Origin of the sequence: Synechococcus sp. A15-28 (assembly GCF_014280175.1) — a bacterium.
Taxonomy (GTDB): domain Bacteria; phylum Cyanobacteriota; class Cyanobacteriia; order PCC-6307; family Cyanobiaceae; genus Parasynechococcus.
Window position 1 is genome coordinate 2,257,735 of record NZ_CP047931.1, and the last position, 22,044, is coordinate 2,279,778.

Sequence of the window (22,044 nt, forward strand, 5' to 3'; positions counted from 1 at the left end):
AAACTCAAGCCTGCCCAGCCGTGGGCCAGCATTTGGTGATGGTTGTTACCGAGCTTCATCCCACGGCGAAGGAGCGTGCCCCCATGCAATCCCTTGAGCCCTGGCACGGCCGCTGCCGGCTGCAGTTCCAAACCACCAACGGCAGCACCAAACACCAGGGGGGATGCACAGCTCCGTTCAAGCTGCTGCGGGCAGACGTGGGGGATCACGGCCGCTGTGAGCTGCCCCTTCTCCACACCGCCGGCGGCCTGGTGGGAGGCGATGAGCTCAGCATTGAGCTTGACCTCGGCCCTGACAGTCGCAGCCTGATCACCAGCGTGGCGGCCCAGAAGGTCTACGGCTCCGTGGGCCGCAGCCGTCTCCATCCCGACGGAGCCTGGACCCAGCAGTCCGTGACCTGCAGGTTGGAAGACACCAGTGATCTGGAGTGGCTGCCCCAAGAACTGGTGCTCTACGCGGACGCGTTGTTCCAGCAGACCCTAACGGTGAGCCTGCCGAACAACGCCTCATTTCTCAGCGCCGAGATCGTGCGGCTGGGGCGCACCGCCGCAGGGGAGCAGCTAAGTCGCGGGCGCTGGCGCTCCTGCCTTGAGATTCAGCGCGAAGGGGCGCACCAGCCCCGATGGGAGCTGGTGGACCGGCTGGAACTGAGCGACACCAGCCTCAACGACCCCCACGGACTTGGTGGTGCTCCCGTGTTCGGCTCACTGGTTTGGGCAGCACCAATGCCCTTGACCGGTGAGCAGATCACCCTGCTGCTGGCGGGAGCCCGCAGCGACCGTGACGGCCTTGAGGGAACCATGCGCTGCAGCAGCCTTGATCAAGGGCTGATCGCCCGCTACGCCGGCCCCTCCAGCCGCGATGCCCGCTTCTGGTTCAGCCGAATCTGGGCACGAACCCGCGCCTTACGGGGACTCTCCACGCCGCGCATTCCTCGGGTCTGGCCCCTGCAGGAACAGCCGTTGATGGGACAACCGTTCACGGCGAACGCTTCACCGACCGCTGCAACGACACACTGAAGAGGACCCAGGCTCTCCATGCATCTCAGTCCCCAGGAAAAGGACAAGCTCCTGATCGTGACCGCGGCGCTGCTGGCCGAGAGGCGCTTGAACCGTGGCCTGAAGCTCAACCACCCCGAAGCAGTGGCCTGGCTCAGTTTTCTGGTGCTTGAAGGCGCCCGTGACGGCAAGAGCGTGGCGGAGCTGATGCAGGAAGGCACCACCTGGCTGCGTCAGGACCAGGTGATGGAGGGCGTACCCGAGCTCGTCCATGAGGTGCAGATCGAGGCCGTCTTCCCCGATGGCACCAAGCTCGTCACCCTGCATGACCCGATTCGCTGAGACAGAACCCATGGCACCTCTCATTCCAGGCGAACTGCTTCCCGAACCGGGTGAACTCGAACTGAATGCAGGCCGACCCGTCACCACGGTGAGCGTCTCCAACAGTGGGGATCGCCCTGTGCAAGTGGGCTCCCATTTCCATTTCGCCGAAGCCAACGCCGCCCTGCAGTTCGACCGGGCCGCAGCCCGCGGTCAACGGCTCGACATCCCCGCCGGCACGGCCATCCGCTTTGAACCCGGCGACAGCCGCGACGTGAACCTGATTCCCTTCGCCGGTGCGCGACGCGTCATCGGCTTCAACGGCCAGATCAACGGACCCCTCGACGCCTGACCCATGCCCTACCGCATCTCCCGCCAGGCCTACGCCGAGACCTACGGACCCACCACCGGCGACCGGGTTCGCCTGGCCGACACCGAGCTGATCCTCGAAGTCGAGAAGGATTTCACCGTGTACGGCGACGAGGTGAAGTTCGGCGGCGGCAAGGTGATTCGCGATGGCATGGGCCAGTCCCAGACCCCTCGAGCCGAGGGCGCCGTCGACACGGTGATCACCAATGCTCTGATCCTGGATTGGTGGGGCATCGTCAAAGCCGATGTCGGACTGAAAGACGGCCGGATCGTGGGCATCGGCAAAGCCGGCAACCCCGACACCCAGGAAGGGGTGACCATCGTGGTGGGCCCCGGCACCGAGGCGATCGCTGGGGAAGGTCACATCCTCACGGCCGGTGGCATCGACACCCACATCCACTTCATCTGCCCCCAGCAGATCGAAACAGCTCTGGCCAGTGGCGTCACCACCCTGATGGGAGGCGGCACTGGACCAGCCACCGGCACCAACGCCACCACCTGCACCCCCGGCGCCTTCCACATCGGGCGAATGCTCCAGGCAGCGGAAGGCCTGCCGGTGAATCTGGGCTTCTTCGGCAAGGGCAACGCCAGCACCCCTGAAGCCCTGGAAGAACAGGTGCGCGCCGGCGCCTGCGGCTTGAAGCTGCATGAAGACTGGGGCACCACACCGGCAACGATCGATGCCTGCCTGTCGGTGGCCGACCGGATGGATGTGCAGGTGTGCATCCACACCGACACCTTGAATGAAGCCGGCTTCGTGGAAGACACGATCGCCGCCATCAAGGGACGCACCATTCACACCTTCCACACCGAAGGTGCCGGCGGCGGCCATGCACCGGACATCATCAAGATCTGCGGCAAAGCGAATGTGCTGCCAAGCAGCACCAACCCCACCCGGCCCTACACCCGCAACACGCTTGAGGAGCACCTCGACATGCTGATGGTGTGCCACCACCTCGATCCGAAGATCCCGGAAGACGTGGCTTTTGCCGAATCGCGGATTCGCCGCGAAACGATCGCCGCCGAAGACATCCTTCACGACCTGGGCGCCTTCTCGATCATCGCCAGCGACTCCCAGGCCATGGGGCGCGTGGGCGAAGTGATCACCCGCACCTTCCAGACCGCCCACAAGATGAAGGTGCAGCGCGGTGCACTGCCGGAAGACTCCAACCGCAATGACAACTATCGGCTGAAGCGCTACATCGCCAAGGTGACAATCAACCCCGCTCTTGCCCATGGCATCAGCAGCGAGGTGGGCTCGATCGAAACCGGCAAGCTCGCCGATCTCGTGCTGTGGAAGCCGGGCTTCTTCGGCATTCGCCCGGAACTGGTGGTGAAGGGCGGTTCGATCGTCTGGGCCCAGATGGGCGACGCCAACGCCTCGATTCCCACCCCCGGCCCGGTGCACGGCCGGCCGATGTTCGGCGCCTTCGGCAAAGCCCTTGCCCCCAGTTGTCTTACCTTCGTGAGCGCAGCGGCGATGGATGCCGACATCCAACGTCAGCTGGGACTGGAGCGCACCTGCATGGCGGTGAAGGAGACCCGCAGCGTCGGCAAGAGCGCCCTCAAGCTGAATGCAGCGCTGCCCAAGGTGAGCGTGGATCCGCAGACCTATGAGGTGTTCGCCGACGGTGAGCTGCTCACCTGTGAGCCCGCCGAGGTGCTGCCCCTCGCCCAGCGCTACCTGCTGCTTTGATCCAAAGCACACCCCAAGGTGTTCTGCATCACCAATTCAGAAGAAAGTTCAAATTGGTATCCGCACGAACGACCGCCAAGAATTCAAACCTTGCATAATTCTTTTGTAGCAACTGCTACAGACGTTCACCTTGCTTATTGAAGCAAGGCGCAGTTCGACTCAGGCCATGGAACGGGGACCTGAGCTTGCTTCGAGGAACCACCATGACGACTCTTCTCTACAGAGGTCAGGCCTACCAGCAGGTCAAGGAGCCTGCACAACAGCAGGGCGTGCAACTCACCTACCGCCGCAACGTTTATCAGTCCCGCCAGGCTGATGTGCGTCAGGCCCGTGTTCAACTCACTTACCGCGGCGTCAGCTACCTGCGCTGATACCTGTTGGTTCAGGCCACAAGTCGGTTAAGCACGGGCAATTCCAGCAGTTCATCACGCCACTGCTGAGCCCACAGATCCTGACTGCGTTCGTAGAGCTCCATCAGCTCTTCGACCGCACCTGGGCGGAAATCAACCCGCAGATCCAGCAACGGAAATGCCGCTTCGCCGCTCACCTGCAGAGCGGCGGATGTGCAGCTTGATGCGCGTTGGTCGCCACCAGCCTGCTCTCCTGCCTGCAGGGCCGTCATCAAACGACGGCCCAGTTTCCAGTTGGGATCACTGGTGAGAAACGTCTGTTCCATCGCCTCCAGCACCACTTCGCCAGCCAGGCAATTTCCCGCAACCGAAAGGTTGGGATGGTGCCGATGACCCGCCCATCCGCCGCACTCAACTCCAGTCCAGCAAGCAGTCCGGCCATCAAGATCGATCAGATGGAACTGGCGCCAATCCCGTTGGGGGTCATCCAGCAGAAGGCTGTTCAGCACATCCTGCGCATCCGCATGATGTTCAAGACGCTCCAGGCCGCAAATTCCCAGATAAGGATTGGTGTGGGCTTGGGTTGCAACGGCACCTACTCCAGATCGGATGTGGGGAACAGTGGAGCCCACAGCCAGGTGACAGGTCGCCACGGCAACGCCGAAACGACCGTTGTTGGGATCACGCGCCAGGATTGAGAAGGTCAAGACAGCTCGCGATCCAAACGCTGCAGAGTCCCCAGCAAGACGGCAGCCCCAGCCCAGCAGTGCTCGTCACTGGTGAATTCCTTGGATGAGTGGCTAAGCCCACCACGGCTGGGGACGAAAATCATTCCCATCGGCCAGCGACGTCCGATCTCCTGCGCATCGTGACTGGCACGGCTGGGAAGGTGGCTATGCGACAACCCCAGATCCTCTGCAGCAGAAACGATCGCTGCCATCACTCCATCCGCTGCAGCTGTGGGTTCCACCTCAAATTGAGGTTCCAACTGGATCGGGCATCCGGTTTCGGCACCGATCCGCTCCACCTGCTGCATCAACTCAGCCACCAACTGATCGAGCACAACTGAATTCACATCCCGGAGGTCAACGGTCAGCGCCACTGAGCCAGGCACCACATTGGCGGCGTTGGGCCAGACCTCGAGTCGTCCGACTGTGGCAACGGGATCACCTGGGTGCTGTCTGGCCATCGTCTCCACCGCCAGCACGATCCGGGACGCCGCCACCAAAGCGTCTTGCCGCAGCTTCATCGGCGTGGTGCCGGCGTGGTTCGGCTGACCATCCACCTGGATGCTGAAACGGCGTTGTCCCACAACGCCCTCCACCACACCGATGGCGTCACCGCGTTGCTCGAGCACGCCTCCCTGTTCCACATGGAGCTCGAGAAAAGCAGCACAGGCGTCGTCCGCCCGACGTGCTGAGACCAGCGATGGCCAGTGACCACCGATACGAGCGAGATTGTCCTCGATCGGTTCCCGATTGCTGGTGGCATAGGCCTTGGGGTCACAGGAAGCCGTACCGGCCATGCCCTTGCACCCGACCATCGTCGATTCCTCATCGGCGAAGGCGATCAACTCGAGATCGTGCTGAAGACGAATGCTGTTGTCCTGCAGGGAGCGACAAACTTCAAGACCTGCCAAAACCCCCAACACACCGTCAAAACGACCACCGGTGGGAACGGTGTCGAGGTGGGAACCGGTCATCAGTGCTGGGCGATCCGGATCCAACCCCTGAAGCCGACCGATCAGGTTGCCCGCCGTATCGATCCGAACCTGAAGGCCAGCCTCGTTCATCCATCGGGCCAGCAAGGAACGTCCCGCAACGTCCTCAGTCGAGAAACCCCGTCGACAGACGCTGCCATCGGGCTGCAGCCCAATGGCAGCCATTTCAGCCAAGGAGTGCATCAGACGCTCACGGTTGGGTCGAATGCCCACCTGTGCTTTCGACCGAGCAGTGACCTGGCGAGTGGTCAGGAGGGACGGCAATGCAGTGGCCTTCAGATCAAAAGATCAGATCACCATCGCCGCAGCGACCCAAACGGCCTGTCGTCAATGCGACGTTTTAACCCTCACCAAAGAATTCAAACGGGCATCAGCACCCGCCACCCGAGGCGATCGGCCTGCTCACGAGCCTGGGCTGGCACATCGGCCGCTACAAACATCCGATGCAGCATCTGGACACCCAGGAGGTGGTTGATGACGGCATCCATCTGAACCCGCTCGGCGTCGGTGGTGGCAGGGTCGTCGTGGCGCGCAAACAAGGCACGCACGCCCTCTTTGCTCAACAACCCAGCCGCATCAATCGCTTCATCACTCAGGTAGTCATCAGCCAACTGCTTCATTTGCGCCCACTTCTCGGGCTCGGTGTGGGCCGGGGGCGCCAGGAAGGCAAATTTTTCGCGCTTGTAAAGCACCTCCGGCAGCAGACCCGCCATGGCCTCCCGCAGCACATATTTCTCAGTTTTTCCCTTGATCCGCAGCTCCGGAGGCACTTGTACCGCCGCAGCCGCCAGATGGTGATCCAGGAAAGCCGGCCGTGCCTCCATGGAGTTGGCCATGTCGACGCGATCACCTCCCCAGGTGAGGATCTGGCCTTCCAACATTGTTTTGATCCAGACGTACTGAGCCTTGTCGAGGGCATGGCGACCATCGAGTTGCTGGGGATTCAACTGCTCAGCAATGGCTTTACCTGGCGAGTACTCCACCAACGCCTGACGGTGCTCGTCAGCCAGCAGATCCGGCACCAGCGGCGCGCAGGCCAGCCAGGGCTGCAGACAGCTGGGGGTGAAGCCCACCACGGCATCAAGATCGGGATCATCCACCTGATCAGCCGCCAGCATTGCTCCCTGCACCAGGGAATTGTTGGTCTGCAGCAGAGACTCCCAATCATGGCGATCGCTCTGCGACAGGTCCTCCAGACCATGGAGGAACATGTCACGCCGGAACGCGGGATAGCCACCGAACAGCTCGTCTGACCCTTCCCCAGTCATCACGACTTTGTAGTCGACACTATTGACATGGCGACTCATTAAGTATTTGGCCACAGCCAAGGTGTTGTAGATCGTGCGCTCGGTATGCCAGAGCGTTTGTTCCATGTGGCCGTACAACTCACGACCCGACAGACGCATGACGTCCTGCTCGGCACCGGTGGCCTCCGCCATCTCCGCAGCAATGGGTGTTTCGTCGTAGCGCGCATCATCGAATCCGATCGTGAACGCCTTGACGGGACCCTGACTCACCGCCGAAGCAAGACCGAGGATCGAACAACTGTCGATTCCGCCTGAGAGATAACAACCCACGGGCACGTCGGCCACCATCCGCATCTCCACCGCTTCCAGCAGAGCAGCACGAACATTGGCGATGTGATCAGCCTCCGTGAGGGTGCTGTCCCGCTGATCCAAACGTGGAAAATCGACATCCCAGTAGGTCGACTCCGACACCTCCAGCCGGTCACTCCTGCGCTGCACCTTCAGCACATGACCAGGCTGAACTTGGTGCACCCCGGCGAAGGCGGTCGTTCCCGGGACCATGGTCTGCATCAACTGATGAAAGAGACCCTCCGACGTGAAGCGTCGCTCCACGGCCTGGTGAGCAAACAGCACCTTCAACTCGGAGCCGAACACCAACCCCTCCGGCGTCATCGTCCAGTACTGGGGCTTGATGCCGAAGCGATCCCTCACCAGATAGAGACAGTCATCCGCCGCATCAAACAGAGCAAAGGCGAATTCCCCCCGCAGCAGAGGCAACGTGGACTCGAGACCCTGCCGTTGATACAGGCGCAACAAAATCTCGGAATCACTCTTCGAGGAGAAACGCACTCCCTGGGCGGTGAGATCAGCACGGATGCGCTGAAAGTCGTAGAACTCGCCGTTGTGCGCCATCAGCACCTGCCGGTCGTTGCTGAGAAACGGCTGACGTGCCCGGGATTCGTTCAGATCAATAATCGACAACCGGGCATGACAGAAGCCGACACCGGCTGCGTCGAGGCATTCCACACCGAAACCATCCGGTCCGCGATGGGACTGGATGGCCGCCATGTTGACCAACAGCTGGCGATCCAACGTCTGATGACGATCCGCCAGAAACACACCTCCGATTCCGCACATCAGTTCGCCTCAGATCACATCCATCACGCGCTCGGCACGATTCACCATGCAGGTGAGCAGTGCCATGCGCACAAACACCGCCCCACGCGCCTGGCTGAAATACCAGTTGTGCGGCGTGTCATCGAGACAGGTGCTCAGCTCAGGACCCCGGGCCAGGGGATGCAACACGATCGCCTCCGGCTTGAACGGCAGATCCCGGGTGAGACGAAATCCACCGCCGTGCACCTCGTAGCTGTCGCCAACCCAGGCAATCGCATTGATGTAGACGACATCCAGATCGGGAATCTCAGCAGCCAGATCTGAACTGCAGCGGATGGACATCCCGCTTGCTTCCAGTTCCTCCAGCTGGCCTGGATCAAACAAAGGCGCTTCCGACTCCATCTCGGGCGCATGGATCACCACCACCTCCTCCAGGATCTGGGGGAATTTGCTGAGGATCCGCAGCAGCGAACGCACGGTGCGCATCCGCGACGGCAAACCGATCACCCCGATGCGGATCCGATCCTTCGGGGAGTCCTCTTTCGAAGCAAGGCTTGGACGCCATTTGAACATCGTGTAGAGATCCGCCATCGCCTGTGTCGGATGCTCATCAATGCCATTACCGGCATTGATGATCGGAATCCGCAGGGTGGAACTCATGGCGTACACGGCCTCCGGATTGCTGTCGCGCAGCACCACGCAGTCGCCGTAGTTGTTGAACATGTGCGCCACGTCTTCGAGCGACTCCCCCTTGGCGATGCCGGTGGTGCTGCGATCGGTGATGTTGATCGAATCACCGCCGAGGCGATGCCAGGCGCTGTCGAAGGAAAGGCGTGTGCGCGTGCTGGGCTCGTAGAACGCGTTGATCAGGATCTTGCCGGTGAGCGGCGTGTTGTGCCGGCAGTAACGGTCTGGGTTGCTCTCGAATTTCGCCGCCAGTCGAAACAACTGGAGCAGGGTTTCAGCACGAAATGCCTGAATCGACACCACGTGTTGATCGACAAGATCCACCAACGGCTCACCGTCTTCAGCGATTGCGGCCAAAAGCTCCTGCGGCTGATTGTGGCCGAACACATCAGGACCCATCGGCTGGAAGCGGAGCGGCGCCGAAGCCTCCTCGATCACGGCTGTGTGGGGTTGTGCCATAAGCATTTGCATCAACACCCGATTTGCCAGATCGCGTGATGTGCCATGAATCACATCATCCTTCGCTAACAACGAACCAGCACCCCTGACCAGCTTAAAAGAAGTTCTTTATACAAATAACTGGCAAATAGTTCGAATGAATACCAAATCCGCCGCAAATTGTTCACTTTGAACATTCACCAGACGCGTCCATTGCGCCACTCAAACCACCAAATCACCAGCAATGCGAGCACAGAACAGACGAGCGCCACCTGGCTTCCCACCAGGACCAGACCGAACCAGTGTTGATCCACCAGAACCGTGAGCAGCAACGCATTGGCCATGGCGTTCACACCCCCTCTTGCAGACGATTGAAATCAAACCCTTCCGGCTGCCAGCGGCTGCCCACCACCATCACGACAGCCGAAACGGCTGCGGAGAACACTGCCGCGCAATAGGGAGCAATCAGAACGTAAGCCGATAGTCCGACGGCACTGCCGGCTGCCATGGCGACGATCGCTGCCCAACGATTGGCAGAAGACCAGTAGAGACCGCAAGCCACAGGCCAGACCGTGGAGGCCACCAACGCACCGGTGAAGAACAGCACCGACGCCAACGAATCCAGTCGCGGCCAGGACAGGGCCAGGGTGAGAACAGACAGGCCAACCACCATCTGCCGGGCCGCCTGCTTGAGCTGTGCATCGCTCGCCTGAGGGCGCAGCAGACGGAAATAGACGTCTTCCGCCAGCAGATCCGCCGTGGACGCCAACAGCGAATCCAGGGTGGAGGTGAGTGACGCGAAGACCACCACAAACACCAGTGCCGCCCCACCAGCCCCCAGAAGATCGGCCGCCATTACAGGGAACACCATGTTCACCTGCTCCAGCGGCAGGTCCCTGGCCAGCGCCACCAGACCGATCGATCCCGTCACCAGGGGGATACTCATCCAGGCCAATCCCCCCAAGACAAACGAGGTCATCACCACACTGCGCCGGCTGGCGAACACCCGCGACCACCAGATGTTGTTGTGAAAGACTTCACCCATCGAGAACAGGGCGGAATTCCAGGCGATCAGCAGACCAGCCGGAAGCAAGAGATCCAGCCGGTCAGGGTGCGTACTGATCAAGCGAGCATGCACCACCGGCATCGGGAACTGACGGAACGCCAGCACCGCCACCACCGCCAGCAACACCATGATCAGCAGCGACTGGATGAAATCGGTTCCGATCACTGCCCGCATGCCGCCGAACAGGGTGTAAACGGTGGCGACGCCGATCACCACCACCATGCCTACGTGGTAATCGAAGCCGGAGAGCGCCTGAAGCAACAGACCGGCCCCCATGGCCTGGGTCATCAGAAAACCGAGGGTGTACACAGCGGTGATCACCATGAACACCCACCACGCCAGGCGCCCGTAACGCAACCGGATGAAATCGCCACTGGTGCGGCCATGCGGCATCAGCTGCTTGATCCGCACGGCCAGCGGCGCGAACAGGATCAAGCCCAGACCGGCCAGGGCATAACTGAACATGCCCCAAAGACCAGTCCTGTAGCCGAATTCCGGAGCCAGCAGTGTGGTGTTTCCGGTCACCCAGGAGGCCATCAGCGTGGCCGTGCTCAACGCCAACCCGATGTTGCGTCCGGCCAGCATGTAGTCGTCGGCATCTCCTTTACCGCGGCGGCCCCAGACGATCCCCAAGGCGATCCACAGCACGGAAAACAACACAACCAGGGCCCAGGCGATGCCAGGCGCCAGAAAAGGTGCGGCGTCAGCAGGCATCGACCGACCCCCGATCACGCCAGTGCAGATGGCCCTGAATGATCATCGCCACCGTTGCCAGGGTCACCGCAGCACCGAGGGCAAAGACCAGTCCAGCCCAGAGATTGTCATCCAAAGCGAATCTCCTCTTCAGCAGATCTCAGACAAGCAAATCGCGGTGTTCTCGAGCTTGCATTCACGAATAACAAGTCGCTGGCGCTACCCAAATCACAGGCTGTCAGTGCACTGATGCCTTCAATCTCGAAATGTGTAGCAATCACAACCCGCGGGGCCCTGATCGAGTTTTTGGATGCGCCTATTCATCGTTCAGGCAATGTTCACCGAGTACCGACCAACCCATGGGTACGACGAATATTTTTGCCGTGAACAGTCCGCTCCCCGCGCTGATCTGGAGCCGCTGCTGTCCTCCCTTGGAGCCATGGGGCTGGCGGAACTGAATCGCAGTCATGCATCAGCGAGCAATCTGTTGCGACGTCTTGGCGCCACCTTCCGACTCAACGGATCAGGTCTGCATGGCGGAGAGCGGATCCTTCCCTTCGATCCACTGCCAAGACTCATTCACCGTCAGGAATGGTCCGTTCTGGAGCGCGGATTGGTGCAACGCCTGGAGGCCATTGATCAGTTTCTGGCGGACGTTTATGGACCCCAACGGATCCTCAACGATGGCGTGATCCCCCGTGAGGATGTGGAGAGCTCCCAGGGCTGGCGGCCCCAGATGCAGGACATAGCCGTGCCGCTCAACCGCTGGTGCCACATCTCAGGTCTGGATCTGATCCGCGATGGCGACGGCACCTGGAGGGTTCTGGAGGACAACCTGCGCTGCCCCTCCGGCGTGGCTTATTTCCTTGAGAACCGTCGGGTGATGAAGCGGTTGTTCCCCAGCCTGTTCCAAGGGCGAACCGTGCAGCCGATCGACGATTACCCCTCCCATCTCTTGCGCACGTTGCGTGATCTGGCTCCTTGGAGTGATGCCCCACGGGTGGTGCTGCTCACCCCCGGCGTGTTCAACAGCGCCTACTTCGAGCACAGCTATCTGGCCCAGCAGATGGGCATTGCCCTTGTGGAAGGCCGCGATCTGATCTGTGAAGACGGACGCGTCTGGATGCGCAGCACGGCCGGTCGGGAACCTGTGGATGTGATCTACCGGCGCATCGATGACGATTTCCTCGATCCGAACGTGTTCCGACGCGATTCGATGCTCGGTGTCCCCGGCCTCATCGATGCCATGCGCTCCGTTCGGGTGGCCATCGCCAACGCCCCTGGGAGCGGTGTCGCTGACGACAAGCTGATCTATGCCTACGTGCCGGCCATGATCCGTTACTACCTCAACGAAGAACCGATCATCGACAACGTCCCCACCTATCTCTGCTCAAGGGACGACGACCGCCGTTATGTGCTCGAACATCTCAACGAACTGGTAGTAAAATCAGCCGCCGAGGCAGGCGGCTACGGAATGTTGATCGGGCCCCATGCCAGTTCTGAGGAGATTGAGAGCTTCGCGGTGAAGATCAAGGCTCACCCGCGCAATTTCATCGCCCAGCCCACCCTGCAGTTATCCACAGTTCCATCCCTGAGCGAAGGGGAGCTGTACCCCTGCCATGTGGATCTGCGCCCCTACGTGCTCCGGGGTAAAAGCGACTGGGTCAGCCCCGGCGGCTTGACTCGTGTAGCCCTGAAACGCGGTTCCCTTGTGGTGAACTCCTCCCAGGGGGGCGGCTGCAAGGACACCTGGGTGGTCAGCGACAGTGCCGTAACGGCTGGCAATCAGGAGCTCGTGCCGTGCTGAGCCGTGTGGCCGATTCGCTGTACTGGATCAACCGGTATGTCGAGCGGGCCGAAAACATCTCCCGGTTTCTGGAAGTGAGCGAAGCCATGGCCCTGGATTGCCCCCCCGGCAGCGCTGAGCCCTGGCTTCCCCTGGTGGATGCCAATGGGGACCGCAAGCGGTTTGACGAGGCCTATCCCCAGGGCACACCACGGGACGTCGTCAGCTTTCTACTGCTGGATCGCGATAACCCCAACAGCATCGTGAGTTGCATAGCCAACGCCCGTGAGAACGCTCGCCAAATCCGCGATGTGATCACCACGGAAATGTGGGAGCAGCTCAATGACCTCTATTGGAACGTTCAAGACGGTGAGGCGCTCTGGCAGGAGCCGGATCAAGAACAGCTGCGCAGCATCCGACGCGGATGTCAGCTCTTCTACGGCATCACGGACGTGACCCTCAGTCGTGATCAAGCCTGGCTGTTCAGCCAGCTGGGACGGCTGATCGAACGGGCGGACAAAACCTCCCGCATCCTCGATGTGAAGTACTTCCTGCTGTTGCCAACGCCAACGGAGGTGGGCGGCGTTCTCGATGAATTGCAGTGGATCTCACTGCTTCGAACAGCTGGGGCTTATCAGATGTATCGCCAGAGCGTGCAGCAGGCGATAACACCAACATCAGTGGCACAATTCCTGCTCCTGGATCTGATCTTTCCCCGTTCGGTTCGCTTCTGCCTGCAACAGATCAACGAGACGTTGCAACGCATTCAAGGGAAACCCCACGCCGGCCCACCGGATGACCTGGAATGCCTGGGCGGTCAGTTGCTGGCCCAATGGAGCTACGTCCGCATCGATGCTCTGATCGAACGCGGACTGCATGAGGCCATCGATCAACTGCAAAGCGATCTGAACCGGCTGCATGGCCTAATCCACCGTTGCTATTTCACCACCACCGACCTGGGCTCCATCCCCACCGACCCGTCATGCGCGCTGAGCTGACCCATTGCCTCACGTACCGCTACGAGGCTCCGGTGCAGCTCGGAGAACACCGCCTCTGTCTGCGGCCCCGGGCCCAGGGTCATCAACGGCTGATCCACCACACACTGCAGATCAAACCGGACCCCTTACACAGCCATGAGCTGTTGGCCGCCAGTGGCGATGCGATCGAGCGCGTGCGCTTCCGAGGCAGCACCGATTTGCTGCAGCTCGAAGCCAGGAGCTTGGTGGAAACCCGGCAGGCCGCACCGCTGCTCACCTGTTTCAACGGACTTGAACCCTCGCTTCCCTATCCGCGCGGTCTGCTGAACCACGACCTGCTGGGGGCTCTGGAAGGGTGGCTGCCCAACGGTCAACACGACCCCTCAGCTGTGGAACTGGCGCAGGACGCTCTGATGGGAAGCAATCAGCAGGTGCTGCTTTTTCTCCAGCAACTGATGGAGATGATCCAGGACCGGGTCAAGTACACCCAGCGCCATGTTGGCCCAGCCTGGCCAGCGGGCCGGACCCTGCGGGAGCGTGTGGGCTCATGCCGTGATCTGGCAATGCTAATGATGGAGTGCTGCCGCAGCGTGGGGCTGCCGGCTCGGTTTGTGAGTGGTTACCACCTAGCCGAACCAGCACCCGAGACCTACGACCTGCACGCCTGGACCGAGATCTATCTGCCAGGTGCCGGCTGGCGCGGTTTTGATCCCAGTGCTGGTGGTGAAATCACCTCGCGTTACATCGTGCTCGCCAGTTCCTCTAAACCGGATCTCAGTGCAGCGGTTCAGGGAAGCTTTACAGGACCCCCAGCAACGACAAGCCACCTGAGCTGGACCATTGACGCCGATGTAGAACCTCGAACGATCGCTTCGTGCAGCCAAACCATGGTTCAGGCCGCCTGAAGCAGCGGCTCGACACCATGGAGACTGGGAGGCGGAGCCTGAAACGAGGTGACCGCCAACAGCGCTGGAATGCGGGCACTGTTGTAGACGCGGAATTCCTGCACCAACGACACCCCCTCCTCCCGGACCGCCTGGTTGAGAACAACCGAACCGTCGGGATCCGACACCGACCGGTGAAACGTACCGGGCGGGATGCGCAGGATGTCGCCGCCACTATCGAGTCGCACGATGTGGAACGGCTGATCCCAGGCCAGGTTGACAAGATAAAAGGTTCGCCCACCACTGGCGGCCAGAAGATTGTCTTCCTGGTGCGGATGGAGATAGAACTGCCAGGCCCCGCTGTCGGGATCATTGGGTGGACTGGTGGCCGGGCCACTGTGGATCACCAGATCGCGGGCATTGGAGGTGTCCACCGTGACGTCGAAAAAACGCACCGCTGGTGTGTCGCGGAAGCGTTCGTAGGCCAGCAGTTCAAACATCTCCAGGGGCGTGACAAAGCCCGAGCTCTGAGACGGTTGTACTGGGGTTATCCGAGCAAAACGGTGACGATGGCAACGGTTCAACCACCGAGATAAGCCATTTCGGCATGGGGCATGGAACCGGTCGTCCGCTGGCGCTCCTCGCTGTAACGGTCGTCACGGCGCCGCCAGAGATCAGCAACCAGCCGCAGCAATTCCGCCTCACAGTGCAGAGCGGGTTTCAGATCAGTCCCCACCGACGCGAAGAGGCAGCGAAACGCCTGTCCATCAGCTGTGACCCGCAGTCGATTGCAATCGCAGCAAAATGGCTCGCTGATCGAGGCGATCACGCCGAGATGTCCACCACCATCGACATAACTCCAACGCTGAGCTGTTCCGCCGCTGGGTCGGCCAACTGCCTGAAGCGGCCACCGTGCCCTGATCCGCGCCACCATCTCCGCGGCTGACAGCACCTGATCCGGCCTCCACTGATTGCGGTTGCCCACATCCATGTACTCAATCAGACGCAATTCCACACCTTGATCACGAGCCAGATCCGCCAGAGGCAGAAGCTGATCCTCATTCACCCCCCGTTGGATCACGGCATTGAGCTTGAGTTCCCCCGCCAAAGGGTCAAAACCAGCGGAACGAGCCGAAGCCAATCCACTGAGCACCTTCCGCAGCAATGACTCCCCCGCTGTGGCAGTTGGTCGTCCTGCCATCCGCGCCACCACAGCCCCATCCACGCCATCAAGGCTCACGGTGATGCGATCCAAACCGGCCTGCCTGAGGTCGCGAGCTCGCTGGTCGCTCAGCAAGACGCCATTGGTGGTCAGGGTCACCTGCTGAAGACCCTGTAGTGGATCGCCAGGCGTTGCCCGTGCTGCCGCGATGGCCTGCAACAGAGGCAGAAGCCGAGCACTGAGCAAGGGCTCGCCTCCCGTGAGCCGCAGGGTGTGAATCCCCAGCCGACAGGCGACACGGATCAGGCGCAGCTGCTGCTCCAGGCTGAGCAAATCCGGCGGATCCTCAAGATCCGGACAGCAGTAAGGACATGCCAGGTTGCAGCGGGCCGTCAACGACAACCGAAGCACTCTCAACGGCCGCGACCGCTGATCGACAAGCGCTGAAGCTGGTGTCATGCCATCAACGCTGCCAGATCCTCCGGACGGTTGGCATTCAGCAAGGCCTGAGACGGCAGCACCACCGGCCGATGGGGCACCGACGCCAACCAAGCCATCCAACGCCGTTCACCGCGGGCCAACTGCTCAGCGAGCCTGGTTTGAAACGGTTCTCCCGTTGGAATCACCGCCAGCAATGGCTGCAGGCGCTGCCCATCCTGGGCAACGGCGATCTGATCAGGCTTCTCATACCAGGAGTTGATCAACTGCTGAAGAACAGCAGCACTGAGCCGAGGCATGTCCACCGGCAGCACCAGCAGAGCTTCAGCAGGGGTGCCAGGCAACACGCGTCCGAGAGCCTGCAGCGGCCCCTGCCAGGGCGGTGGCTCCTGCACAACGGTGACGCCGGGGCAATCAGCCAGTTGATCCGCATGGGCCTGATGGCGGCTGACCACCTGCAATGGCAAACCGAGAAGCCGCACCTGATCCACCAGGGCAGTCAGCCAGACCCCTCCACTGGGGTGTGGCAGCAGAGCTTTGTCCTGACCCATGCGCCGGCTCTCTCCACCGCTGAACAAGCAGGCACACAACATCAACGCGCAATGTCTCCAGCCATCATTGATTCCACCTCAGCAAAACCCATTCCCCGCGGTGACAACCGCTACCAAGCAAAAACTGAACGCGGATGCTGATCAATCGGATAAGCCCAAGCGATGTTCCTTTCATCACACAAACCCTTCCATTGGTAGCAATTCCAACGAAGTCGTTCCCTGTTGATTGATTAACTGCCCGAGTTAACGGATTTTTTTCGACCGTTTCGCCACCCACGGGCACCCTTTCGTTTTGAAGCCCGCGGTTTCAACATTTCTCCTCTCAATGCTTGGCGACCTCTGGTCGTTCCAGGGCAGGTACCGAACCCTTCACCTCACCTGGATCGCCTTCTTCCTGACCTTTGTGGTCTGGTTCAACCTGGCCCCTCTGGCCACCACCGTGAAAGCGGACCTGGGACTGACCGTTGGTCAGATCCGCACAGTGGCCATCTGCAACGTGGCCCTCACCATTCCTGCGCGCGTGCTGATCGGCATGCTCCTCGACAAGTTCGGACCCCGGATCACCTACTCGTCGATCCTGGTGTTCTCAGCGATTCCCTGCCTGCTGTTTGCCTCCGCTCAGGACTTCAACCAGCTGGTGGTGGCCCGTCTGCTGCTCTCCATTGTTGGCGCCGGCTTCGTGATCGGCATCCGCATGGTGGCCGAATGGTTCCCGCCTAAGGAAATCGGCCTGGCTGAAGGCATCTACGGCGGCTGGGGCAACTTCGGCTCCGCCTTCTCCGCCCTCACGATGGTTGCCCTCGCTGGCTTCCTCTCCTTCTCCGGCGGCTTCGAACTGCCCACCGGCGCTGTTCTGAACTGGCGTGGTGCCATCTCCCTCACCGGCATCGTCTCCGCCGTTTACGGCCTCTTCTATTTCTTCAACGTCACCGACACCCCCCCGGCAAGACCTATCAGCGCCCTGAGAAAACCGCAGGCCTGGAGGTCACCTCCATGCGCGACCTCTGGGGTCTGCTCGGCATGAACGTGCCCTTCGCAGCCATCCTCTGCGTGCTCTGCTGGCGTCTCGGCAAGGTGGGCTTCCTGACTCCGTCCACCTACCCACTGGCTCTCGGGGCTGTTGCCGTCTGGTTTGCTTTCCAGACCTGGGGAATCATTCGCACCAACCGCGACCTGATCCTCGGCAACAAGGTCTATCCAAAGGAAGACCGCTACGAGTTCCGCCAGGTAGCGATCCTCGAGCTCACCTACATCGTGAACTTCGGCTCCGAGCTGGCCGTGGTTTCGATGCTGCCCACCTTCTTTGAAACCACCTTCGATCTGCCGAAGGCCACCGCCGGAATCCTGGCCTCCTGCTTTGCTTTCGTGAACCTGGTTGCCCGCCCTGCCGGTGGTCTGATCTCCGACAGCCTCGGCAGCCGCAAGAACACCATGGGCTTCCTCACCGCCGGTCTCGGCGTGGGCTACCTGGTGATGAGCATGATCAAGCCCGGCACCTTTACCGGCACCACCGGCATCGCCGTTGCCGTGGTGATCACCATGCTCGCCTCCTTCTTCGTGCAGTCCGGTGAAGGCGCCACCTTCGCGCTGGTGCCCCTCGTCAAGCGTCGCGTCACCGGTCAGGTGGCCGGCCTGGTGGGTGCCTACGGCAACGTTGGTGCTGTGACCTACCTGACCATCTTCAGCCTTCTGCCGATGTGGATGGGCGGCGGCGGCGAACCCACCCCCGAGGTGATCGCGGCTTCCAACAGCGCCTTCTTCCAGATCCTGGGCGTGGCCGGTCTGATCGTGGCCTTCTTCTGCTTCTTCTTCCTCAAGGAGCCCAAGGGATCTTTCGCGGAACTGCATGAAGGCGAAACCGCCTGATCGTGGTGTCCACGCAGCGCAGTGGTGCTGCATCACGGCCCGGAGCTTTGGCTTCGGGCTTTTCTCTTTCTTAAGCCCTGATGTCTGACGGCCCCCGCAGTGTTCGCAGCCAGTGCCCCTACTGCGGAGTGGGCTGCGGTCTTGAGCTGCTGCCTCCGGCCGTGAAGGGTCAAGCCGTGAAGCGGGATGCAGAAGGCAACCCGATGTGGACCGCCCGCGGCGACCGGGAGCACCCCTCCAGCCTGGGCCAGGTGTGCATCAAGGGGGCCACCGTCGGCGACACCCTGGCCAGGGGCCGCCTGCGCCAACCCCTGTTCCGCAGCAAGCTCACAGACGACTTTGCACCAATCAGCTGGGACGACGCTCTCAACACAATCACCGGCCAGATCCAGGCGAGCGTGGCCAGGCGCGGCAAAGCCGATGGCATCGCCATGTACGGCTCCGGGCAGTTCCACACCGAGGATTACTACCTGGCCCAGAAACTGCTGAAAGGCGCCCTGGGCACCAACAATTTCGATGCCAACTCGCGGCTGTGCATGAGCTCAGCCGTGGCCGGCTACACCCGCAGCCTGGGTTCCGATGGCCCCCCCTGCAGCTATGAGGACCTCGACCACTGCACGGTGGCTTTTCTGATCGGCACCAACACCGCCGAGTGCCATCCAGTGCTGTTCCAGCGGCTGCTGAAGCGGAAACGCAAGAACCCCGGCAGCGTCACGATCGTGGTGGTGGATCCCCGTCGCACCGACACCGCCAAGGCCGCCGATATTCATTTGCCGATTGCCCCTGGCAGCGACCTGGCCCTGCTGCATGGCATTGCTCACCTGGTGCTGCGGGACAACGGCCAGGACCCGGCCTTCATCGACGACCACACCGAGAACTACGACGCCTTCTTCGACGTGGCCGCCCGCTGGACCCCCAGGCGAGTGGCCCTGTTCTGCAACATCCCCGAGAAACGTCTGCGGGACGTGGCGGCTCTGTTTCACCGACGCCAGAAGGTGCTCAGCCTCTGGTCGATGGGGGTGAACCAGCGCCGAGAAGGAACGGCCGTGGTGCAGGGGTTGATCAACCTGCATCTGCTCACTGGTCAGATCGGCAAAGAAGGGGCAGGGCCCTTCTCCCTGACCGGCCAACCCAATGCCATGGGCGGCCGCGAAGCCGGGGGGCTCGCCCACCTGCTGCCGGGCTATCGGTTGGTGGGGAATGCCGCGCACCGCGCCGAGGTGGAACTGGCCTGGCAGCTGCCGGCAGGCCGCATTGCCTCCAAACCCGGACTCGCCGCCTGGCAGCAGGTGGAAGCGATGGAACGGGGCGAACTGGACCTCTGGTGGGTGGCCGCCACGAATCCGCTGGTCAGCATGCCGGACCTGGATCGGGTCAAACAGGCCATGGGGAACTGCCCGCTCGTGGTGGTGAGCGAGGCCTACGCCGATTCGGAAACATCCCACTACGCCCACCTCCTGCTGCCGGCTGCCCAATGGAGTGAAAAAGCCGGAGCCATGACCAATTCCGAACGGCGTGTCACCTTCTGCCCCGCCTACCGCCGAAGCTTCGGCGAAAGCCGTCCGGACTGGGACGTGTTTGCTGAGGTGGGCCGCCGGCTGGGCTTTACCGAACAGTTCAGCTTCGGCTCCGCCGCAGAGGTCTACGCCGAATTCACCCGACTCACCCAGGGACGCCTCTGTGACGTCAGTGGCCTGAGCCATGAATTACTGGCGCAGGAGGGTCCCCAGCAGTGGCCTTATCCCAACGGAAGCACTCCCGGCACAGCAGCCAAACGGCTGTATACCAACCACCAGTTCGCGACCCCCAGCGGCCGCGCCCGTTTCAGCACCGACCAGCCGCTCGGGCTGGCGGAACCCCCCTGCGACACCTACCCACTCGTGCTGACCGTTGGTCGTTACCTGGGTCAGTGGCACACCATGACCCGCACTGGAAAGGTGGAGCGATTGGTGAAACTGCACCCCGAGCCGTTGCTGGAGATTCATCCTCGGGATGCCCAGGAGCTGAAAGTGGAGAACGGAGCCCTGGCGGGCATCAGTTCTCGGCGCGGTCACCTCACCGCCACGGTGAAAGTGACCGATCGCATTCGCTGCGGGACTGTGTTCCTGCCGATGCACTGGGGATTCACCCAGGAGAAGGCTTGCGAAGCCAACACGCTGATGCATGACGATGCCTGCCCGGTGTCCAAGCAACCGGAACTGAAAGCCTGCGCAGTGATCGTGGCGCCAGCCGTGTCGGTGGTGAAGCCGGTGGAACAGGAGAAGGGTCGCCTGGAGGCGTTGCGGCGCCTGCTCACCCCAGCACTTCGCTGAGGGCAGCCTCCAGGTTTTGGTGGTCATGCCCAGGCCGCACCAATTTGCACAGCGCAAAGCGATCCAACTCAGGCATCGCCGCCCACTGCTGAAGCGTTAACTCCACACCACGGGACGCTGCAGCGCTCTGGATCTCTGCCGGTAAAACGGTCTGCTGTTGCCAGGGCGCATCCACAGCAGGCGGCAAATCCTTCACCACTCCATCCGCCATCCCTCGGGTGACCTCCCGCAGATGCTGCCCAAGCTGAGCGAGCGCCTCTGGATCGTCGGCCCAATCCACCAAAGCCTGGCGCTGGTTCTGGGTCAGCGCCAACCAGTGACTCAATTTCAGCTTGATGCCGCAAAGATCCAACTTGCGGCGCACGCAAAGCGGAATGCACCGCCAGGTCCCGATGAAATCCTGCTCGAAAGCAAAGCAATGGCTGGCGGATTGCGTGGTGCTGGCCATCAATCAGAACGCCGAATGGTGTCAATGATGACAACCCCGGACGCGCAAAACAGCGATGTTCATTTTGTTACAGAGACAGGTCAGTGCGCTTCGCCATCTCCCTCGGAATGTTGCTCGGCATGTCCCACGGTTGGGTGACCGCTGAGGGACGAGCAAGCACCAACTCAGACCTGTTCGAAGTGTTAAAAACCGTTAAATCAACGACAACTTTTTCTCCTTTCAGTAGCGGTCAACACCAATTCTTTCCATACTGAAACTCAATACGTGAGTTTTGAGTCTTGACCAACAGCTTCGTCTCCACAGGCCGCAGCCCGATCACCCTGGCTGCGGGCTTCCTGGGCGCCTTCATCTTCGGCTCCCTGGCCGTTCAGCTGGTGCGCAGTCAGACCGCTTCCATGCAGCTCGGTGCTGCCGTGGTTGAGCCGGTGATCGCCGGCCCTGCCGCTCTCTGGGCTCCCTTGGCCGAGCGCGACATCGCCAGTGCCACCGCAGGCGCAACAGCCCAACCTGCTGCGGCCATCCAGCCCGCCATTGAACCTGTCGTGGGCTCCGAAGCCACCCTCTGGGCTCCCTTCGGCGAGCGCTGATCAATCGAAGCATTCAGCCGACTCGCTGCAGATCTAAAAAATTTGCTCATAGTGAGGAGGAAGTTCAGCTCCCTCTTGTGGCTCTCAATCGCCGATCATTTCTGCTGGGTTCAGGCCTGACGGCCATGGGGCTTGTGGGTTGCAGCAAAGTTGCTCAAACCGACGCTTCCCAAGCCAACATCGGAGCCGGAGCCACCGCCGTACCGAGCAACGAAACTCCACGATCCTGTCGCCCCGGTGATTCCTTATCAGCGCTGAAAGATGGAAACAGGCGATTTGCAACGGCTTGGCAAAGCAAAAACACCGCAGACACGACTGAGGCGCGAGCCAAG

General features: G+C 61.4%; 21 protein-coding genes and 1 pseudogene. 11 read left to right on the forward strand and 11 right to left on the reverse strand.

The features are described 5' to 3' along the window. Window positions 1–83 precede the first annotated feature (83 nt). The 5 genes from SynA1528_RS12740 to SynA1528_RS12760 all read left to right on the forward strand — a co-directional run bounded on the left by SynA1528_RS12740 (window position 84) and on the right by SynA1528_RS12760 (window position 3,755). Window positions 84–1,019, forward strand: a complete 936-nt coding sequence (locus tag SynA1528_RS12740; protein WP_186588522.1) for an urease accessory protein UreD — start codon at window positions 84–86, stop codon at window positions 1,017–1,019. 18 nt (window positions 1,020–1,037) lie between these two features. Continuing rightward, window positions 1,038–1,340 (forward strand): urease subunit gamma, encoded by a 303-nt coding sequence (locus SynA1528_RS12745; protein WP_006851427.1) that lies wholly within the window; start codon window positions 1,038–1,040, stop codon window positions 1,338–1,340. 10 nt (window positions 1,341–1,350) lie between these two features. After that, window positions 1,351–1,671, forward strand: coding sequence for an urease subunit beta (locus SynA1528_RS12750; protein ID WP_186498340.1), 321 nt, complete (start codon window positions 1,351–1,353; stop codon window positions 1,669–1,671). A 3-nt stretch (window positions 1,672–1,674) separates the two neighbouring features. Then, window positions 1,675–3,384 carry an urease subunit alpha gene (gene ureC, locus SynA1528_RS12755; protein ID WP_186587056.1) on the forward strand — a complete coding sequence of 570 codons (1,710 nt, stop codon included), beginning with the start codon at window positions 1,675–1,677 and terminating at the stop codon, window positions 3,382–3,384. Window positions 3,385–3,587: 203 nt separating this feature from the next. Then, entirely contained in the window at window positions 3,588–3,755 is a 168-nt protein-coding gene (locus SynA1528_RS12760; protein ID WP_186587057.1) for a DUF4278 domain-containing protein, read from the forward strand. Between the two features lie 11 nt (window positions 3,756–3,766). On the opposite strand, the gene SynA1528_RS12765 is transcribed toward SynA1528_RS12760, so the two are convergent. From SynA1528_RS12765 to SynA1528_RS13315, 7 genes are all read right to left on the reverse strand, one after another. Next, window positions 3,767–4,441, reverse strand: coding sequence for a DUF1028 domain-containing protein (locus SynA1528_RS12765; RefSeq protein ID WP_186587058.1), 675 nt, complete (start codon window positions 4,439–4,441; stop codon window positions 3,767–3,769). Then, on the reverse strand, window positions 4,438–5,706 hold the full coding sequence (locus tag SynA1528_RS12770; RefSeq protein ID WP_502707754.1) for a Zn-dependent hydrolase: 1,269 nt from the start codon (window positions 5,704–5,706) through the stop codon (window positions 4,438–4,440). Before SynA1528_RS12770 ends, SynA1528_RS12765 begins: the two co-directional genes overlap by 4 nt. 107 nt (window positions 5,707–5,813) lie before the next feature. After that, complete coding sequence (gene asnB / locus SynA1528_RS12775) at window positions 5,814–7,838, reverse strand: asparagine synthase (glutamine-hydrolyzing) (protein WP_186587060.1); 2,025 nt, start codon at window positions 7,836–7,838, stop codon at window positions 5,814–5,816. A 9-nt stretch (window positions 7,839–7,847) separates the two neighbouring features. Then, the gene (locus SynA1528_RS12780) at window positions 7,848–8,963 is read right to left on the reverse strand and encodes an aspartate/ornithine carbamoyltransferase family protein (RefSeq protein WP_186587061.1); all 1,116 of its coding nucleotides are present in this window, start codon (window positions 8,961–8,963) and stop codon (window positions 7,848–7,850) included. 176 nt (window positions 8,964–9,139) lie between these two features. After that, window positions 9,140–9,286: a hypothetical protein gene (locus SynA1528_RS12785; protein ID WP_173358511.1), complete on the reverse strand. Its 147-nt coding sequence runs from the start codon at window positions 9,284–9,286 to the stop codon at window positions 9,140–9,142. A 5-nt stretch (window positions 9,287–9,291) separates the two neighbouring features. Further along, a complete protein-coding gene (locus SynA1528_RS12790) occupies window positions 9,292–10,722 on the reverse strand; it encodes a sodium:solute symporter family protein (protein ID WP_186587062.1) in 1,431 nt (476 codons plus the stop codon). Then, entirely contained in the window at window positions 10,712–10,837 is a 126-nt protein-coding gene (locus SynA1528_RS13315) for a hypothetical protein (protein WP_286187839.1), read from the reverse strand. The genes SynA1528_RS12790 and SynA1528_RS13315 overlap by 11 nt, the downstream gene beginning before the upstream one ends. Window positions 10,838–11,035: 198 nt before the next feature. Here SynA1528_RS13315 and SynA1528_RS12795 point away from each other — a divergent pair, with 198 nt between their 5' ends. From SynA1528_RS12795 to SynA1528_RS12805, 3 genes are read left to right on the forward strand one after another with little or no spacing between them, the layout of a single operon-like run. After that, complete coding sequence (locus SynA1528_RS12795) at window positions 11,036–12,508, forward strand: circularly permuted type 2 ATP-grasp protein (RefSeq protein WP_186588523.1); 1,473 nt, start codon at window positions 11,036–11,038, stop codon at window positions 12,506–12,508. Next, entirely contained in the window at window positions 12,502–13,485 is a 984-nt protein-coding gene (locus SynA1528_RS12800) for an alpha-E domain-containing protein (RefSeq protein WP_186482378.1), read from the forward strand. The genes SynA1528_RS12795 and SynA1528_RS12800 overlap by 7 nt, the downstream gene beginning before the upstream one ends. Further along, window positions 13,470–14,369 carry a transglutaminase family protein gene (locus tag SynA1528_RS12805; RefSeq protein ID WP_186587063.1) on the forward strand — a complete coding sequence of 300 codons (900 nt, stop codon included), beginning with the start codon at window positions 13,470–13,472 and terminating at the stop codon, window positions 14,367–14,369. The genes SynA1528_RS12800 and SynA1528_RS12805 overlap by 16 nt, the downstream gene beginning before the upstream one ends. Here SynA1528_RS12805 and SynA1528_RS12810 read toward each other — a convergent pair. The 3 genes from SynA1528_RS12810 to SynA1528_RS12820 form a co-directional block, all read right to left on the reverse strand. Next, entirely contained in the window at window positions 14,357–14,848 is a 492-nt protein-coding gene (locus tag SynA1528_RS12810) for a redox protein (protein WP_186587064.1), read from the reverse strand. The two genes, SynA1528_RS12805 and SynA1528_RS12810, sit on opposite strands and share 13 nt — an antisense overlap. 80 nt (window positions 14,849–14,928) lie before the next feature. After that, complete coding sequence (locus tag SynA1528_RS12815; protein WP_186587065.1) at window positions 14,929–15,969, reverse strand: GTP 3',8-cyclase MoaA; 1,041 nt, start codon at window positions 15,967–15,969, stop codon at window positions 14,929–14,931. Continuing rightward, entirely contained in the window at window positions 15,966–16,541 is a 576-nt protein-coding gene (locus SynA1528_RS12820; RefSeq protein WP_186587066.1) for a molybdenum cofactor guanylyltransferase, read from the reverse strand. The genes SynA1528_RS12815 and SynA1528_RS12820 overlap by 4 nt, the downstream gene beginning before the upstream one ends. Window positions 16,542–16,824: 283 nt before the next feature. Here SynA1528_RS12820 and SynA1528_RS12825 point away from each other — a divergent pair. Then, window positions 16,825–18,365: pseudogene (locus SynA1528_RS12825) on the forward strand (NarK family nitrate/nitrite MFS transporter). 80 nt (window positions 18,366–18,445) lie between these two features. Beyond that, the gene (locus SynA1528_RS12830) at window positions 18,446–20,677 is read left to right on the forward strand and encodes a nitrate reductase (protein WP_186587067.1); all 2,232 of its coding nucleotides are present in this window, start codon (window positions 18,446–18,448) and stop codon (window positions 20,675–20,677) included. Here the strand turns inward: SynA1528_RS12830 and SynA1528_RS12835 are convergent. Continuing rightward, complete coding sequence (locus SynA1528_RS12835) at window positions 20,658–21,125, reverse strand: nitrate reductase associated protein (protein WP_186587068.1); 468 nt, start codon at window positions 21,123–21,125, stop codon at window positions 20,658–20,660. The two genes, SynA1528_RS12830 and SynA1528_RS12835, sit on opposite strands and share 20 nt — an antisense overlap. 278 nt (window positions 21,126–21,403) lie before the next feature. On the opposite strand from SynA1528_RS12835, the gene SynA1528_RS12840 reads away from it, so the two are divergent. Continuing rightward, window positions 21,404–21,712 (forward strand): hypothetical protein, encoded by a 309-nt coding sequence (locus tag SynA1528_RS12840; RefSeq protein WP_186587069.1) that lies wholly within the window; start codon window positions 21,404–21,406, stop codon window positions 21,710–21,712. Window positions 21,713–22,044: the final 332 nt, after the last annotated feature.

Coding starts and splice junctions, on each gene's coding strand:
- SynA1528_RS12830 (WP_186587067.1), top strand. CDS start 18,446: ATGTCTGACGGCCCCCGCAGTGTTCGCAGCCAGTGCCCCTACTGCGGA.
- SynA1528_RS12835 (WP_186587068.1), bottom strand. CDS start 21,125: ATGGCCAGCACCACGCAATCCGCCAGCCATTGCTTTGCTTTCGAGCAG.
- ureC (WP_186587056.1), top strand. CDS start 1,675: ATGCCCTACCGCATCTCCCGCCAGGCCTACGCCGAGACCTACGGACCC.
- SynA1528_RS12810 (WP_186587064.1), bottom strand. CDS start 14,848: ATGTTTGAACTGCTGGCCTACGAACGCTTCCGCGACACACCAGCGGTG.
- SynA1528_RS12795 (WP_186588523.1), top strand. CDS start 11,036: ATGTTCACCGAGTACCGACCAACCCATGGGTACGACGAATATTTTTGC.
- SynA1528_RS12790 (WP_186587062.1), bottom strand. CDS start 10,722: ATGCCTGCTGACGCCGCACCTTTTCTGGCGCCTGGCATCGCCTGGGCC.
- SynA1528_RS12805 (WP_186587063.1), top strand. CDS start 13,470: ATGCGCGCTGAGCTGACCCATTGCCTCACGTACCGCTACGAGGCTCCG.
- SynA1528_RS12820 (WP_186587066.1), bottom strand. CDS start 16,541: ATGTTGTGTGCCTGCTTGTTCAGCGGTGGAGAGAGCCGGCGCATGGGT.
- SynA1528_RS12745 (WP_006851427.1), top strand. CDS start 1,038: ATGCATCTCAGTCCCCAGGAAAAGGACAAGCTCCTGATCGTGACCGCG.
- SynA1528_RS12815 (WP_186587065.1), bottom strand. CDS start 15,969: ATGACACCAGCTTCAGCGCTTGTCGATCAGCGGTCGCGGCCGTTGAGA.
- SynA1528_RS12780 (WP_186587061.1), bottom strand. CDS start 8,963: ATGGCACAACCCCACACAGCCGTGATCGAGGAGGCTTCGGCGCCGCTC.
- SynA1528_RS12740 (WP_186588522.1), top strand. CDS start 84: ATGCAATCCCTTGAGCCCTGGCACGGCCGCTGCCGGCTGCAGTTCCAA.
- asnB (WP_186587060.1), bottom strand. CDS start 7,838: ATGTGCGGAATCGGAGGTGTGTTTCTGGCGGATCGTCATCAGACGTTG.
- SynA1528_RS12785 (WP_173358511.1), bottom strand. CDS start 9,286: ATGGCCAATGCGTTGCTGCTCACGGTTCTGGTGGATCAACACTGGTTC.
- SynA1528_RS12760 (WP_186587057.1), top strand. CDS start 3,588: ATGACGACTCTTCTCTACAGAGGTCAGGCCTACCAGCAGGTCAAGGAG.
- SynA1528_RS12750 (WP_186498340.1), top strand. CDS start 1,351: ATGGCACCTCTCATTCCAGGCGAACTGCTTCCCGAACCGGGTGAACTC.